The 17120-nt window shown below is 28.8% G+C and carries 17 protein-coding genes; 13 read left to right on the forward strand and 4 right to left on the reverse strand.

Going from position 1 to position 17120, the window contains the following annotated elements; translation table 11 throughout:
* The first annotated feature begins 12 nt into the window (after positions 1-12).
* The 10 genes from AYC61_RS02905 (at position 13) to AYC61_RS02950 (ending at position 9056) form a co-directional block, all read left to right on the forward strand.
* Positions 13-522 carry a hypothetical protein gene (locus tag AYC61_RS02905; RefSeq protein WP_066496681.1) on the forward strand — a complete coding sequence of 170 codons (510 nt, stop codon included), beginning with the start codon at positions 13-15 and terminating at the stop codon, positions 520-522.
* Positions 523-783: 261 nt separating this feature from the next.
* Positions 784-1215 (forward strand): SLC5/6 family protein, encoded by a 432-nt coding sequence (locus AYC61_RS20960; protein WP_156456316.1) that lies wholly within the window; start codon positions 784-786, stop codon positions 1213-1215.
* Between the two features lie 417 nt (positions 1216-1632).
* The gene (locus AYC61_RS02915) at positions 1633-3825 is read left to right on the forward strand and encodes a BglG family transcription antiterminator (protein ID WP_082759752.1); all 2193 of its coding nucleotides are present in this window, start codon (positions 1633-1635) and stop codon (positions 3823-3825) included.
* A gap of 1 nt (position 3826) precedes the next feature.
* Positions 3827-4270 (forward strand): PTS sugar transporter subunit IIA, encoded by a 444-nt coding sequence (locus AYC61_RS02920; RefSeq protein ID WP_066496687.1) that lies wholly within the window; start codon positions 3827-3829, stop codon positions 4268-4270.
* A complete protein-coding gene (locus AYC61_RS02925) occupies positions 4270-4542 on the forward strand; it encodes a PTS sugar transporter subunit IIB (protein ID WP_066496688.1) in 273 nt (90 codons plus the stop codon). Before AYC61_RS02920 ends, AYC61_RS02925 begins: the two co-directional genes overlap by 1 nt.
* Positions 4543-4566: 24 nt before the next feature.
* Positions 4567-5856, forward strand: coding sequence for a PTS ascorbate transporter subunit IIC (locus tag AYC61_RS02930; protein WP_156456317.1), 1290 nt, complete (start codon positions 4567-4569; stop codon positions 5854-5856).
* Between the two features lie 57 nt (positions 5857-5913).
* Positions 5914-6843 carry a phosphotriesterase family protein gene (locus tag AYC61_RS02935; protein ID WP_066496694.1) on the forward strand — a complete coding sequence of 310 codons (930 nt, stop codon included), beginning with the start codon at positions 5914-5916 and terminating at the stop codon, positions 6841-6843.
* Positions 6844-6855: 12 nt separating this feature from the next.
* Positions 6856-7605: a creatininase family protein gene (locus AYC61_RS02940; protein WP_066496696.1), complete on the forward strand. Its 750-nt coding sequence runs from the start codon at positions 6856-6858 to the stop codon at positions 7603-7605.
* A complete protein-coding gene (locus AYC61_RS02945; RefSeq protein WP_066496699.1) occupies positions 7580-8308 on the forward strand; it encodes an SIS domain-containing protein in 729 nt (242 codons plus the stop codon). The genes AYC61_RS02940 and AYC61_RS02945 overlap by 26 nt, the downstream gene beginning before the upstream one ends.
* 16 nt (positions 8309-8324) lie before the next feature.
* On the forward strand, positions 8325-9056 hold the full coding sequence (locus tag AYC61_RS02950) for a KDGP aldolase (protein WP_066496700.1): 732 nt from the start codon (positions 8325-8327) through the stop codon (positions 9054-9056).
* Between the two features lie 482 nt (positions 9057-9538).
* Here the strand turns inward: AYC61_RS02950 and AYC61_RS02955 are convergent, their stop codons facing one another.
* On the reverse strand, positions 9539-10852 hold the full coding sequence (locus AYC61_RS02955) for a sodium-dependent transporter (protein WP_066496701.1): 1314 nt from the start codon (positions 10850-10852) through the stop codon (positions 9539-9541).
* A gap of 558 nt (positions 10853-11410) precedes the next feature.
* Between AYC61_RS02955 and AYC61_RS02960 the strand changes: the two genes are divergently transcribed.
* Entirely contained in the window at positions 11411-12472 is a 1062-nt protein-coding gene (locus tag AYC61_RS02960; RefSeq protein ID WP_066496707.1) for a 4Fe-4S dicluster domain-containing protein, read from the forward strand.
* Between the two features lie 235 nt (positions 12473-12707).
* Positions 12708-13226, forward strand: coding sequence for an NUDIX hydrolase (locus AYC61_RS02965; protein ID WP_066496710.1), 519 nt, complete (start codon positions 12708-12710; stop codon positions 13224-13226).
* An 81-nt stretch (positions 13227-13307) separates the two neighbouring features.
* Here AYC61_RS02965 and AYC61_RS02970 read toward each other — a convergent pair whose 3' ends face one another.
* The 3 genes from AYC61_RS02970 to AYC61_RS02980 all read right to left on the reverse strand — a co-directional run bounded on the left by AYC61_RS02970 (position 13308) and on the right by AYC61_RS02980 (position 15239).
* Positions 13308-13733, reverse strand: coding sequence for a DUF3021 domain-containing protein (locus AYC61_RS02970; RefSeq protein ID WP_066496714.1), 426 nt, complete (start codon positions 13731-13733; stop codon positions 13308-13310).
* Position 13734: 1 nt separating this feature from the next.
* The gene (locus tag AYC61_RS02975; RefSeq protein ID WP_066496717.1) at positions 13735-14184 is read right to left on the reverse strand and encodes a LytTR family DNA-binding domain-containing protein; all 450 of its coding nucleotides are present in this window, start codon (positions 14182-14184) and stop codon (positions 13735-13737) included.
* 359 nt (positions 14185-14543) lie between these two features.
* Complete coding sequence (locus AYC61_RS02980; RefSeq protein ID WP_066496719.1) at positions 14544-15239, reverse strand: response regulator transcription factor; 696 nt, start codon at positions 15237-15239, stop codon at positions 14544-14546.
* A gap of 135 nt (positions 15240-15374) precedes the next feature.
* On the opposite strand from AYC61_RS02980, the gene AYC61_RS02985 reads away from it, so the two are divergent.
* Positions 15375-17027 (forward strand): ATP-binding protein, encoded by a 1653-nt coding sequence (locus AYC61_RS02985; protein WP_066496721.1) that lies wholly within the window; start codon positions 15375-15377, stop codon positions 17025-17027.
* Positions 17028-17120 lie beyond the last annotated feature (93 nt).

The following is a 17120-nucleotide window of genomic DNA, read 5'->3' on the forward strand; positions in this document are numbered from 1 at the left end:
GGTAGTATTATTATGAGAATAATCTACGGTAGTTTTTTTACTTGGGTTTCAATTATATCAATAGTTGTCTATGTGATTTTGAAGGTTACTAATAAGAAGAATATAAAAGCTATAATAGGAGTTTGTTTATCAATTTATGGATTGTTCTGTTCTATTACTTTACCTAGTTACTTTTTCTTAAGGGTTAGTAATTCAAGATTTGCCGATATGGAATTTCTTAAATGGGTTTCAGAAAAATTCAATTTTTATGTTAATATTCTTTCGATTGTTAGTATTTTAGTTATTGTTATTTCTATTGTAATAATATTTAATGCAAGAACAAAAGAAAAGTCTTCAGATTTAGCTGTGTTATTGACATTATTAACACAAATAACATTAGTTATAGTAGCATTTATTTTGGGTTTAAACACGATAAATAAAAAGTTCGATGTAGCGAGTTATATTTTGGCTATGGGATATTATAATTCTTTAATGCTATTTGGTATTTATATACTTAGACGAAAAATATGTAATATAGATTAAATATGTAATATGTTTAAACGGAATAACATAGCTTGGATGGTTTAGTTAAGCTATCATAAATTGATTTAGAAAAAATTTTATAGGGTAATTCATACGACAGTGGACAACTGGTGAAAATATTAAAGAATAGTGAAAAAACCTCTAAAATACCTTAATCTCAAAAGAAGGAGGTTGAGACAATTCAGAGGTAGCTTTTTTGTTTATTTTGCATCAATTATTTCTTAACCGATACCATTATATATAATACCTAAAATTAAAACTATGATAGATACAGTTGTAAATAAATATTTACCTAAAGGATTGAACCATTTACCTAGAGGATGTTTAGCACCTTTATTGATTTCTTTTCTTGCCTTATCCAATAAGGCGGTTGGCATAAATAGTCACATGAGGATAAGTTTCAGTTTTGAAAACATTGTTTATGGTAGTTATCTAAAAGATGATGTTGATATATCTTCAAGTGCTTTGCACATTGTTATTTTTGATACACTTTCTGCTTTATTAGCAGCTTTTATAATTATTCCAGCTGCTTTTGCTTTCGGATTGGATTCATGTGCTGGACCATCGTTGTTATTTATTACTGTACCTTCTATTTTAAAATCTATGGCGTTTGGTCGAATATTTAGTGTATTATTCTTTTTAAGTATTATATTTGCGGCAGTATCGTCAGCAATTAATATTATATTACTATAAGAGAGAAAACTTTAAAGAAAGAGAAAAAAATTACAGAATAGGTTAAATAATGGATTAGCATTAGATATAAAAGTTAATAAGTTATAGAGGTTAACTTATGCGATAGTGAGACTTATCAGTCTTTCTATCGCTCTTTTTTTTTTATGGGCTACCCAGTACCAAATAAAGGCAATACCATACACCTACTCGAGACGGTTTGGAGTGCTCCCCAATGATGTACAGCTTGTTGGGCAGTAGTTTTTTTTATGGAACAAAGAAGGGTAATTACAGAAAACTTATATAAAACACAAATAAAAACATAACGTTTTGCCACTTTTGTTGTGAAGGAATTACTTGTTGAACGTATATTATCTAGATGTTACTCTTATACTAGAAGATATAATTATTAATAACTTTAATAATTGCCACAATTAAATATTGGGAGGTAATATTATCGTTTTAAATCTTAGACAAAGAAAATTATTGAATTTTCTTGTAAATTTAAAAACTACCATTACAATAAAACAGTTATCAGAAAAATTTGATATAAGTCAAAGAACTATTAGATATGACTTAGAGAGTATAAAGGAATATCTAAAAAAATATTCCAATGTAGAATTAGTAAAGAAGCCTAAGGTTGGAGTTTGGCTTAAATGTGAAAGTACAAATATCAGACAGGTGGTAGCACAGGATATCAATTTACTAGATGGACAACTTCATATTTTAGATCCAAGAGAAAGACATCAACTGATGATAACTGAGTTGTTAACTAAAGAAAAACCTGTAACTGTAAAGGAACTTGGTAGCTTAACAGGAGTCAGTGAAACTACAGCATTAAAAGATTTGGATAGTGTTGAGCAGTGGCTTAATAAAAGAAATTTATTATTAACAAGAAAGAGGAATTATGGAATTGAGATTACAGGTAACGAAGAGGAAATTAGAAAAGGAATTTGTGATGTACTAAAGGAAAATGCAAATTTTAAGCAGCTGTTTGGTTTTTTAAAACAAGTTAAGGATACTAAATTGCTAGTTAGTTCAAATAGATATTTTAGAGATTTGATAGGAGATGTGCAGCTGCTAGAGATAGAAAATGTAGTAAAAAAAGCAGAAGAATTAATGGGATTTAGTTTTGCAGACGGAGCGTTTACAGGATTAATTATCCATATTGCTATTTCGGTTAAAAGAATAAAAGAAGGTAAAGATATTCAGATTTCAAAAATTAAACTTGATGAGATACGAAAAAAAGATGAGTTTAAATTAGGTGTTAAACTAGCTCAAATGATAGAACGAAAATTTGATGTCAGGGTTCCAATAGAGGAGATAGGATATTTAACTCTTCACTTAATGGGAGCAAAAATAAGACAGGAAGTGACGGTAGAAGAGCGAAAGGTAATACACAATACAGAAATTGAAAATATTGCTCTTGAAATTGCAGCGGTAGCAGAGGGTATATTAAGTATTCCTTTAACGAAAGACAAGCAATTTATAAAAGGACTTATTTTACACTTAAAACCTACTTTATCTAGGATAGAGTTTGGACTTGCATTTTCAAATCCTTTGCTTCAGGATATAAAAAATAAATACTATAAATATTTTGAAGTTGCTCAACTTGCTGTTAAGCCATTAGAAAATAAATTGATGAGAATTATAACTGAAGATGAGATTGGATTTATAGCTCTTCATATAGGTGCTGCTTCTGAAAGGCATAAACCTGTTAAGAGAGTCAGTCCAAAAGTAATTCTAGTATGTAGTAGTGGGATAGGAACTACTAATATTTTAGCAGTGAGATTAAAGCAAGAATTTCCTAGTATTAATATTTTAGGCATTTCATCAGCACTTGATGCAGAAAATTATGCAATGAATAAAAAGGCTGATATTATCATTACAACAATACCTATAAATGTAAAAACTTTACCAGTTTATCTCGTTAACCCTTTATTGAATGAAGAAGATATTAATAAACTTAAAGAGAAAATTAGCGTGAAAGATTATTACATTGATATATCTAACAAAAAAAATCATAATATTCAGGAAACTGTAAAGTCAATTTTTGAAATAATACAAAACTATGCTTTGATAATTGATGGATATTCTTTAGAAAATCAGCTATCAGATTTTATGTCATCATTAAACATAGAAAAAAAATTAGGCTTAGGAGATAAAAAGAATTTTATTGGATTGAAGCAACTATTAAATGAAAAGACCATAAAAACGGGATTGAAAGCAAATGATTGGGAAGATGCAGTTAGACAAAGTGGAAATATTTTGTTAGAAAATAATGCTGTAGAGGTTAGATATGTTGATCAGATGATTAATATTATAAAAGAACATGGACCTTATATCGTAATAAGCAAGGGTATTGCATTGCTTCATGCAAAACCTTCTGATGGAGTAAAAAAACTTATGATTTCTTTAGGAGTTTTCAAAAAAGGTGTAAGGTTTGGAAATAAAAAATTAGACCCAGTACATTTAGTATTTGCTTTTTCTTCTGTTGATAACGAAAGTCATTTGAAGGCTATGAGAGAGTTGATGAAAATAATTATTGATAGAGATACTGTTGAGCAGATTAAGTCTTCAAATTCAGTAAAAAGAGTTATTGAGATTATCGATAAAAAGCTAGGGGGTGAATAGAATGATAAACATTGACGAAAGTTTTATTAAAACCAATATAGAAGTAAAAGATTGGATAGAAGCGGTAAGAGCTGCTGGAGAGCTTCTATTAAACAACGATATTATAGAGGAACGATTTATAGAGGGAATGATAAAAGTAGTGAAGGAAAAAGGTCCTTATATTGTAATTTCTAAAGGCTTAGCAATACCTCATGCAAGACCCGAGGATGGTGCTAAAAAAGTTGGCATAAGTATAGTGACATTAAGGAAACCTATAAATTTTGGAAATAAGAATAATGATCCAGTAAAGGTAGTTATTGCATTAAGTAGTGTTGACAGTGAAAGTCATATTGAACTGCTTTCTAATCTAGTAAAGGTTTTAAATGATAAGGAAAAATTCGAAGTAATAAAAAGTGCTAAAGCAGTTCAAGATATTCTTGAGATATTTAGAGAGGAGGTGAAGTAATGAAAATAATGACTGTCTGTGGATTAGGTCAAGGAACAAGTTTACTGTTAAAGATGAATGTAGAAGAGGTCATAAATAGTTTAGGTATAGATGCAGAAGTAGATAATACTGATTTAAGCTCGGTAGCTTTAGAAAATCCTGACTTGATTTTAGCAGGAGAGTATCATTTAGATTCTTTAAAGGATGCAGATGTTCCAGTAATAGGAATTAGTGATTTTATGGATGTAGAGGAGATTAAAAGTAAGCTAAAAAAATATTTTGAAAACAAATAATTCGATGATTAAGGGGGTCTATGTATGAGTACTTTGATTAATATTAGTAAATGGTTGGCAGATAATATTTTTGGTGAACCAGCTGTTTTAATTGGTATTATAGCATTAATTGGGTTATTAGTTCAGAAAAAGAGTAAGAGTGAAGTTATAGCAGGAACAATCAAAACGATTCTTGGATTTTTAATTATTCAGGCAGGTTCTGGAGTAGTTGTAGATGCGATGGGTTCTTTCGGGCCTATGTGGCAGCATGTTTTTGGAATTGAGGCACAGCCTATACAAGCTATGGGGACTGATAACTTTATTGCCACATATGGTGGAACTGTAACTTTGATGATGACTTTTGGATTTTTAATAAATGTTATTTTAGCTAGATTTACACCATTTAAATATATTTATTTAACAGGGCACATGATGTTCTGGTTATGTCTTGTAGTTACAGGAATATTTGTTGAAGCTTTTGGTCCAGATGTTTCTCAAACAAAGATACTTTTAATAGGTTCTGTATTAATTGGTATTTATTGGACGCTCCAACCTGCTTATGTACAGAAATACATGAAAAAAATTACAGGTAAGGACAATATAGCTTTGGGACATACAGTTTCTTTTGCAGCATGGTCAGGAGCTAAACTTGGTTCTTTAATAGGTAACCCAGAAAAAAGTTGTGAAAATATAAAAGTTCCTAAAGCATTTGATTTCTTAAAGGACAGCAATGTGGTAATAGTGACTGTAATGGGATTGTTCTATTGTATAGGAGCAGTACTTGCAGGATCAGAGTACATGGGTAATTTTACTGGAGGGAAAAATTATATAGTTTATGGTTTACTGCAAGGATTAAAGTTTGGTGGTGGTATTGCCGTAATACTTTATGGTGTTAAACTTTTAATTTCACAAATTGTACCTGCATTCAAAGGATTTGCTACTAAAGTTGTTCCAAATGCTAAGCCAGCACTTGATTGTCCAGTTGTTTATCCATTTGCACCTACTGCTACAATAATAGGATTTGCAGCAGCATTTGTAACTACAATTATTATGATGGTAGTTATGGGATTGACAGCATTTTATGTATTTGTACCTCCAATGATTGCATTATTCTTCCATGCAGCAGCAGCTGGAGTATTTGGTAATGCTACAGGTGGAGTAAGAGGCACTATAATAGCTGGTGTTATAACAGGTTTGGTTATATCATTAGGGCAAGCAATATTTGTTAAGTATATAACCCCAACTACAGTTCCAGACTTTATATTATGGGGTGGAGATACAGATATGTTTATTTTTGGTTCAATCTTAAAATTTATTTTAGGAATATTTAGCTAGTAAACAATATTAAGGGGCTCAAAGCCCCTTTGTTTTGATAAATAAGGAGGCATTATTATGTATGTACAGACTATTTTTGGTAAGATGAAACCAGAAGAATTAAAATTAACTTATATTCATGAACATCTTTATTCGGACCCTCCACAATTTGTTAAGGATCAAGATTCTGATCTTGTACTTGATGATGTTTTATGTTCTATAAGAGAAGCACAAAAATTTAAGCAAGCTGGCGGAAGTACTATAGTAGACATGACTGCTATAGACTACGGTAGAAACATTGAAATTATAAGGAAAATAGCTAAAGCAGCAGATATTAATGTTATTGCAACTACTGGATTTAATAAAGGATTGTTTTTTGATAAATGGGTTTATGAAGCGAGTGAAAAAGAATTAATGGAATGGATGATTAGTGAGGTTACTCAGGGAATAGAAGGTACTGACAGTAGAGCAGGAATAATAAAAGTGGGTTCAGGATATAACAATATAAGTAGTGTTGAGGAAAAGGTCATAAGAGCTGCTTCAAAGGCTCATCTTAAGACAGGTGCTCCAATAGGTGCTCATACTGAGGCAGGTACCATGGGACTGGAGCAGTTAGAAATAATGGAAGAAGAAGGGGTAGACTTAAATAAAGTTATTATTGCTCATGCAGACCGAAATTTGGATGTGTGGTATTTTAAGGAAATAGCTAAAAAAGGAGCTTATGTGGAATTTGATTGCCCTTCAAAAATCAAATATTATCCAGATGAAATGAGAGTAAATGCAATAATAGCTCTTGTTAAAGCAGGATATGAAGATAGGATAGTAATATCAGGAGATATGGCAAGGAAATCTTATCTTGAAGCATATGGAGGAGGTCCTGGATTTAAATTTATAATTAAAAAGTTTATACCTAGATTGAAAATACAGTTTGAAGAAGTGGGGTTAGATCCAAATATTGTTGATAAATTCAATATTGAAAATCCACAAAGAGTATTAGTCTTTAAATAGAAGGTGAATATTATGAAATTGATAGATTTATCATGGCCCAAGGTAAAAGAAGTAGTAAAAACTGTAGATACTGCAGTACTGCCTATAGGTGCTGTTGAAGCACATGGTCCTCATTTAACAGTTGATGCTGATAACATAATATGTAGTTATCTGGCAGAAGAATTTTCAGAAAAAATCAATGGGTTGCTTTTACCAGTATTAAGTTATGGACAGGTTTGGTCTCTTAAAAATTTTCCTGGTTCGATAAACGTCAAAGACGAGACAATAATAAACCTAATATTCGATATTGCTGAAAGTTTAGAGAGAAATGGATTAAAAAATTTAGTTATTGTTAATTCTCACTTTGGCAACAATGCGGCACTCAAAAAGGCATGCAGAAAGACAATAGAAGGAACAAATGTAAATGCTATCGCTTTTACACATCCTGGTTTAGAAAAGGTGTCTGAGGGAGTTCTTGAATCTAAAAGAGCTCATCCAAATTATTTACATGCAGAAGAAATAGAAACTTCTATGATACTGTATATTTCCTCTGATAAAGTAAACATGGATAAAGCAGTAGCAGACTATCCTTGTTTTCCAAAATATTTTAGTTCTACCTCAGTACCATGGGATAAAATAACTAAGGTTGGAGTTATTGGAGATGCTACTGTTGCTACTAAGGAAAAGGGTATGAAACTACTTCAAGGAATTTTGGAAAATATGGTTGATATTTATGAAGAGTGGAAGGATGATTGTAATGAAGTCAAAGGAGTACATGAATAAAATAAATAGTATTCTTAAAAATATTGAGAAAACACAGATGGACAATATTATGAAAGCTTCTGCTTTAATATCTAATGCTATTTTAGATAATAAAATTGTACATTTTTTTGGTTGTGGTCATTCTTTGATATTATGTGAAGAAGTTTTCTATAGAGCGGGTGGCTTAGCATGTTTAAATCCAATATTTGATACAGGATTGATGGTGCAGCATGGGGCTATAAAAAGCTCAGTATTAGAAAAGCAGGAAGGCTATGCAAAGTGGATTTTGGAAAGATATAATCTTCAAAAGGGTGATGCTATAGTAATATTTTCTACATCAGGTAGAAATCCTGTACCAATAGATGCTGCTATTATATGTAAAGATTTAGGACTTAAAGTTATAGGAGTTACATCCTTAGATTATTCTAAAAAGAGTTCTTCAAGACATTCTTCAAATAAAAACTTATATGAGTTTTGTGATGTTGTAATAGATAATTGCGTTGAATTTGGAGATGCATTATTGGATTTTGATAAAATTAAAGCTGTTCCAGGGTCAACTATAGCGGGTGCATATATTATCAACTCTGTAATAGCAGAAGCTATTGAAAAATTAAATAAAGAAGAAATAGATGTTCCAATATTGATGAGTGGAAACATAGATGGTGGTGGAGAATATAACGAGAAGATATTAAAAAAATATAAAGGCAGAATAAAGCATCTATAAAAAGGAGAAGTTTAGCATGAATATATTAAAAGAATTAAATGCAATTAACAATAGAGTGATTCTCAATATACTAAGTTTTTCTAAAGAAGAAGGAGAAAAAATATGTAAAGCTGCAAATAATTCTGTGTTATTAGGAATAACAGCACATGATAATTCGGTTGAAGAAGGAGTAAAGCTTGTAAAAGAGCTCAAGAAAGTTTGTTCTGTAATAAGTGTTGCTCTTGGAGGTTCAGGTAATGTTCATAATTGGAAGAAGGTATTGAAGATTGCTGATTTAAGTAAAGCAGGACATGTTAATCAACCTTTTTCTACTTCTCTATATGTAAATGGATGGCTAAGGGAAGAACAGATAGTAAATGCATTGGTTAAACCGATACAAGGTAGTAATGATAAAGTAATAATACAGAAGATTAGTGATAAAAATGATGATTATATTGAAATGAACATTGATGATGCTGCTTTGATAGCTAGAGAAAGCGGGATTACATCAATAAAAATACTTCCTGTAAAATCAATAAAGCCTGATGATTTAAAGAATATTGTTAGCAGATTCGCTAAAAATGGAATAAAGATTATAGAAATTGCAGGTGGTTTAGATGAAACTAATATGGTTGAGTATATTAATTGCTGTCTTGAAGGAGGCTGCGAGATTGTAATACCACATATTTTTGGGGCAGTAACTGACATTAAAAATAAATCAACTGATATAGATAAAGTTAAAAGAATATACAATTTAATAAATTGTTAATGGGATAGGATGTTAGTTATGTAACGATTGTACTAATTACAAATCTATTAAGAAAATCCTATGGATTATCAATAATCTAAGCAATCATTATAATGATTGCTTTTTTTTGTGACACAAGTGTCAATTTTTACGATAATTAATAATATCCAAGTAAGAAAGAATAAAAGACAAGTTAAGAAATATAATAAACTACACTTATGATTTAGTGATTTTTGCTTTTCTATTTGTAATATGAAGACTTACTTATCAAATATAAAGAGAATAGCGAAGCTATTCTCTGAAATAAACAATCATTTATATTATATTTTCAATAATAATAATAATAGAAAACATTACCAATATAAGTATATTTATATTTTAAAAGGTTATTTTTTCAGCAGTCTCATACCGTTCCTAAATTCTGTTTAGAATACTAATGCAATAGATTATTATTAGCTGAACTTACTTTTACATCAATAAAGTAGGTGGGGGGGAATCATTTCTTAACCGATACCATTATATATAATACCTAAAATTAAAACTATGATAGATACAGTTGTAAATAAATATTTACCTAAAGGATTAAACCATTTACCTAGAGGATGTTTAGCACCTTTATTGATTTCTTTTCTTGCCTTATCAACTCCGTATACCCAGAAGAACACAATAGTAGCAATAACAGCACCTAAAGGTGATATATAAATAGTGATAAAATCAGAGAATTTACTGAATAAATTCATATCTAAATCTAGTGGAATTCCTGCAATAAATGCTATTAACCCTATTATCAGAACACTTTTAAATCTAGTTAAATTGAATCTATTCATAAGGGCTTCAGATGGAGCTTCCATCATATTAATTGCTGACGATACTGCCGCAAATATAATACTTAAAAAGAATAATACACTAAATATTTGACCAAACGCCATAGACTTAAAAATAGAAGGTACAGTGATAAATAACAACGATGGTCCAGCACATGGATCTAATCCGAAAGCAAAAGCAGCTGGAATAATTATAAAAGCTGCTAATAAAGCAGAAAGTGTATCAAAAATAACAATCTGTAAAGCGCTTGAAGGTATATCAACATCATCTTTTAGATAACTACCATAAACAACTAAGGCAGATCCAGTTAAAGATACTGTAAAAAATGCTTGACCAAGAGCCATAACCCAAGTAATAGGTTTTAATAAATATGACCAATCTGGGATTAATAAATATTTCACACCTTCCATAGCACCATCCAGTGTAAGGGATCTAATCATTAATAATATAAATATACCAAATAAGGCAGGCATAATGACTTTATTTAATTTTTCAATACCCTTGGTAATTCCAAATGAAACTATTGCTAAAGTTATAAATACAGCTAATCCATGCCAGATAATACTTGAAGACGTTCCTACAAAATTATTAAAATAATCAGTTATATTTACTTTATAAAAATCTCCTGCAAAAGCACTACAAAAATATCTTATAATCCAACCTACTACAATGGAATAGAAAATAAGTATTCCAAATAGCCCTATAGTTGGTATTGTACTTATTATATTTTTAAAAGGTACATTCTTTTCTTCTAATATTTCTTTAATACCACTATAAGATCCTTTTTTCTTACATCTACCAAGAGAAAATTCGCATATTAGTCCAATTGTACCTAGTACAAATACAAAGAATAAGTAAGGTACTAAAAAAGCAGCTCCACCATATTGTCCAAGTCTCCACGAAAACATCCAAATATTACCCAGACCAATTGCTGATCCTATACAAGATAGAACAAATCCTAATTTACCAGAGAAAGATTCTCTATTATTCATAACAATTCCTCCTTATGTCTAAAGTTGAGTGTAAATACAAAAAGACCATATAGGTAAAATGCACCTATATGGTCTATAAAATATATTCCAAGTATAGATACAACCCTTATTAAGCATTCTCACAAGGGCTGTATCTATAATGAGATAACAGCCCTATCTAAATTGGAATATAGTTAAATTTAATTTATTTAAATTTCTAATATTTTTCATATTAACACCTACAACTAAATTTATTTTGTCAACGGCTAGTATATCACGTAATTTAAAATTAATCAAGAGTGGATTGTATTAAAATTATATACCAAATAGAAAGTCATATGACAATATGCGTATTAAGATATTACCCTGATATAAAAAAACATGATATAATTTATTATAATAAGTAAAAGTGTAATAGTGTTATATAATTTAAACAGGTAGAAGTGAATTGATGTGGATAATACCAAGTTAGTTAAGTAAATATTGCAAATGATATATGTGATATATACCTATCTGAATACGGAGTACTAAACAGCTAATTTATAAATGAAATCATAGTAGAGGAGAGGATTGTTTTAAATGTCAAAAATTGATGGTAGAACTATTATGTTTGCTAGGATGAGTTATGAAAAAGGTTCTAAAGTTTATGAAGATTATTATAAAGAATTTCCTGAACATAAAGAGATCGATGATGAAATTAGAAAAAAACCTAATATCAATTCAGAAGGTACAGCAACATTTAATCCAATAAATAGTCCCTTTGCTGATGCTGGTTTTATGATGCTTTCTGATTTTCAAAAACTTGTTGAAGGTCCACCAAAAGGAAAAAAGATTGATCTCGAACCAAAAGAAATATCAATTAAATTAAAAAAGCTATGTCGTTTTTTAGGTGCTGTTGATGTTGGAATTGCAAAGATGAAGCCAGAACACTTTTATTCAACATTAGGAAGACCCTTAAAAGATTATGGTAAGAATGTAGAAAATACACATCCATATGGTCTGGTTATAGCAGTTGAAATGGACAAAGACATGATTAATCGTGCACCACAAATGGAAGAAATGTTTGCAGTTACTAAAGGATATGTGGATTGTGCTGTTATTGCATTGTGGATGACATATTATATAAAATCACTTGGTTATGATGCAAGAGCTAATATAGATGGCAACTATGAAGTAGTTGTACCAATTGTGGGGCAAGATGCTGGTATTGGAGAAATGGGTCGTAATGGATTAGTAATATCAAAAAAATATGGTCAGCGAATTAGAATGTCTGTTGTTACAACTGATATACCTTTAATACCAGATGAGCCTTCGGATTATGGAGTAAAAAACTTTTGTGAAATATGTAATAAATGTTCAAAAACTTGCCCGGGAAAAGCAATTTCTGATCAGCCATCAGTAATCGAGAATGGAAAGAAACGTTGGTATATAAAACAGGAAGCATGTTATTCTATATGGCGTAGTATTGGAACAGATTGTGGTGTATGCCTTTCAGTTTGCCCTTTTAGTCAAGGAATCGATTTAGAAAAGCTTGAAAAGATTAAGGATTCAGATGAATTGATAAAAGAATTGCTAAAGGAACACGAAGAGAGGTATGGTATTAGAAACTATATTAGAGAACCGTTAGAAATAATGAAATAGTAGATAAAATTTTTCTATTATTTTAGGAGACTTAAGATATAAGTACTTTAATAAACTTATAAAAAAAATTTTCTTTTTATGGACGTGGGTCAATGAGACAATATAATGTATTAGAGATATTTATAGCATCTTAAATAGTACACTGAAAATCTTTTATATAAAGTAATGTTTTGCAGTGAAAAATATTCTGCTGTTAATTAGTCATATGATATTAAAGAGTAAAGGGTGGTTATAGATGATTTTTAACTATGCATTGGGTTTAAAAGAGGTTGATAAAAAAATGAATGTAAATTATAGGAAGGCTATTAGAGCAGTTGTTTTTCAAAACGGTAAAATACTTATGGTAGGGACAAATAAATGTGATTATAAATTTCCAGGCGGTGGAGTAGAAAATGATGAAAGTCATGAAGAAACATTAAAACGAGAGGTGAGAGAAGAAACAGGTTATATAGTTAAGGATATAAAAAATAGGATAGGTGTAATTACACAAAGAAAAATGGATGATTATGATGTTAATTCTGTTTTTGAAATGGTTTCATATTACTATTTGTGTGAAATTTCTGACGAGCAAACTGCCCTAAACTTGGATGACTATGAGGCAGAGTTGGGGTTTTACCCTGTATGGATTGATATAAATAGAGCAATACAAAGTAATGAAGAAAACTTTAAAAAGAGTGAGGATGATAGAAATAGTTGGCTACAAAGGGAGACTATAGTTTTGAAAGAATTACTTAAATATCATGATACTATATAACTCAAAGAGACTGTCTAAAAGACAATTAGTCAGCCTCTTAATTGAATAAAATTTAAGTTATTTTTGAATATTTAAGCTATATTATTGTTTTCTTTTGTTGAGTGCAGCATTAAATTGTTTTATTTTGTTTTTCCAATATGTTTTACATATAATCCATATAATCACATATATTAAGATGTAAATTATGACAAAGGTTATTCTACTAATAGTATCTGAAGGCATCCATTTTGCTATTACTGTTATAGGAAAATATACAATGCTCAAAGCAAAAAGATGAGTAAGAGTTTGTTTCAATAAACTCCAGTGTTCTATATAAAAAAATAACGATATAACTCCTATATAAAAACCTAATATGGTTGATATAAAAAATTGCGTAATAAATAGATTAGGATCTATTCCTGTTATTGTTTTTCCAGTGATAAAACCTATAGAAATTACCTGATTGATAAAGGCACCTATAAGCATACCTAATAAGCCTTTTTTTAATATTTGTTTTAGATATTTCATATTACTTACCTCCAATTCCTAAATATTGTTTTATTTTAGGGACATATCTTCTTGAAACTATTTCTTGCTTACCATTGTCAAAATTAACACACATTGTTCCGTTGAAGAACATTTCCATATTATATACTTTATCAAAATTAACAATTGCAGATTTAGAAATCCTAACAAAACTAGTACCATTTAAGTCTGTTTCAAGTTCATATAGTTTGTTTTGGATTTCAAATTTTCCGTTTTTTGTTTCAGTATATATTTTTTTGTTTTCTCCATAAAAGCGATAAATTTCAGATAAGTCCAATATATAAATTTTTTCTTCTAACTTGCCAATAATATTTTTTTTACTAGATAATTTTATATTATTAATCAATTGTTCTATTTCTTTATTAACTTCTTTTGTTCTAATAATAATATTAACTTCTTTGTATTTTTCACTGATATCGATATCAATTTTCACTAAATTAACACCTCCAATATGGTTTAATTATAGTATTAACTTGATAGAATTTCTATTCAATTCAGATAAGTGGTAGGAAATAGTTAATAAACGGTATTTACTTTAGGAGGATTGCTAAGTGAATTATAAAATATTTTTTTGATTTTACTACAATGAATATTTAAAAGGACTAAAGGTATAAAAGGCAGTATAAAATATCTAAAACTGATTAATTTTGGGAGTGATTGAAAATTTGGGGACAGGTAGTCCCCAAAAATTTTTTTAAGTTCTTTAGCCAATTATATTGGATAAAAGCAAGATATAAATATTATATGATAGCATCACTTTATTACGTCATTACAAATGCTGATAATGTGTTTCTAATTTGTTATAAATTTATAGCCCATTTTTTTTACTGTTTCAATATATTTATCTTGAGTATCCTCTTCTAATTTTTTTCTTAGTTTACTTACATGAACCATTACAGTTCTTGTATCTCCTATGCTGTCATTTTCCCATACATGTTCATATATTTCAGAATAACTTAAAATTTTATTTGGATGATTAACCATAAATAAAAGAATATTAAATTCTATAGGAGAAAAATATATTTTTTTATTATTCTTTAAAACTATATGATTATTTATATCAATAGTAAGATTATTAATATGTATTTTTTCATCTTGCAGTTTATTTAAACATTGATCATAATTTACTCTTCTTAAATTAGCCTTAACTCTTGCTAAGAGTTCATTTGAGTTAAAGGGTTTCCTTATATAGTCATCTCCACCTATATCAAGAGCTTTCAGAATATATTCTTCATCATCAATGCAGCTTATAAATATAATTGGACAATATATGTTTTGCCTAATATTTTCACAAAGCTTAGTCCCTTCATAGTCAGGAAGAATAATATCAAGTATAATTAAATGGAAGGTATTATTTTTAATTTTTTCTAAGGCTTCTGTACTACTACTAGCAGTATAGACGGTATATCCAGCATTTCTAAGATAAATACAAATAATTTCCAATATATCTTCATCATCATCAACAACGAGGATGTTATAATTAGTCAATATGATCACCTTATTAGTAGTTTAATTTAATGAAAAATCTAAATTCTTATGATATTATTTATAGTATATCTAAATATAGTTTATAATTCAACATTAATAGATTCATTTATATTATGACGTTAAGAGGTTTTGAAAATGAAAAAAGTTAGAATTTTTATTTTAATGATAATTTTAATAATAATTATTATTTCTATAATAGTATTTTGTCAGCCTAAAAAATATGAAGAAGTATATATAGAAGGTAATGAGAATATAAGAAGGGATATATTTACTGCAGAACAATTAAAATGGATAGATGCTAATAAAGATACAGTATTCAAAGTAGGATTAGCAAAAGATTATGTTCCTATAGAATATCTTGATGAAGATGGCCATCTAAAAGGGTTAGGTACAGAAGTGCTTAGAAAGGTACATGAATTTACAGGACTTAAATTTAAATTGTATGAAAATATTCAAAATGAAACATGGGATGATATGCTAAATAATATTTATACTAAGAAAGTTGATATTCTTCCAACTGTATCTTTTACTAAAAAAAGAGCTGAAAATATAATTTTTTCTAAACCATATATAGAAACAACACTAGTTATTTTAGGTCATAAAGATAATTCTAAAGTAGCCAATAATTTAAAAATACTTAGAGATGAGACATTTGTAGCTGCAAAAGGCTATTGGACAGTAGACAACTTACTAATGGAAAATTCTAATTCTAAAATTACGCTAGTGAAGAATGCAAAAGAAGCAATAAAATATATTGATGAAAAAAAAGCAGATTATACGATTTGTGAAATACCTGTGTATACATATTATACAGAACAAAACATATATAGAAATATAAAAATAATAGGGGAAATAAAAAATAAGAATCCAATAATGGTTGGAGTAAGAAAAGGGTTAGAGCCTTTATGTGATATTATAAATGAAACTATAGAAAATATAAATCAAGATGAATTATACGAAAAAGCTTTAGTTATACCAAAGACAAATTATAAAGAAAAGAAGTTGACTATAATAGTCATTGTTCTTATAAGTCTATTATCTATAGTCGTATATTATTTATATAATACTTTTATACAGCTATTAAAAGCTAAAAAGGATGTAGAAAAGGCTAATAAAGAGATTACAAAATTTATGACAAATATATCCCATGACTTAAGAACACCTATTACAGTTATATTGGGATATACACAAGCTATAATTGATGGTCATGTAAAACAGCAAAAGGATAAAGATAAGTACATAGAAAGAATTTATAAAAGAACAAAATATTTAAACGAGCTTATTGAGGACTTTTTTTTAGTAGCAAGACTAGAAGATAATAAGATTACATTATTAAAAGAAGAGGTTGATATTAATAAATTAATTAATAATATGGTTTTAGATATGGAATTGAATTTTAAAAAGAAAAATATTAATGTATTTATAAACTTAGATTCAAATATAAATCAACCTAAGGAAGTAGATAGATTAAAAATGTACAGAGCCATTGAAAATTTAATAAATAATGCAATAAAATACAGTAAGCAAAATGGAACTATTAAAATCGGAACAAACCTTTTAGATAATGGGCAAGTAAAAATATTTATTGAAGACAATGGAATAGGTATACAAAAAGAAGATATACCTTATCTTTTTGAAAGGTATTATAAAGGTAAGAATAAAGGTGTAAATAAAGAATCTTTTGGGCTGGGGCTCTATATAACGAAAGAAATTATTAATAAACATAATGGACAAATTTGGGTAAAAAGTGAATTGAATAAAGGTAGTATATTTTATATAAAAATTTAGAAATCAAGGAACTGATTTCTAAATTTTTTTTTATAATAAATCTTTAAGATTTTTTTAAGTAAACATAAAAGTATTTATGGTAGTATAGAATCA

The sequence above is a fragment of the Abyssisolibacter fermentans genome, from assembly GCF_001559865.1.
Lineage (GTDB): Bacteria > Bacillota > Clostridia > Tissierellales > MCWD3 > Abyssisolibacter > Abyssisolibacter fermentans.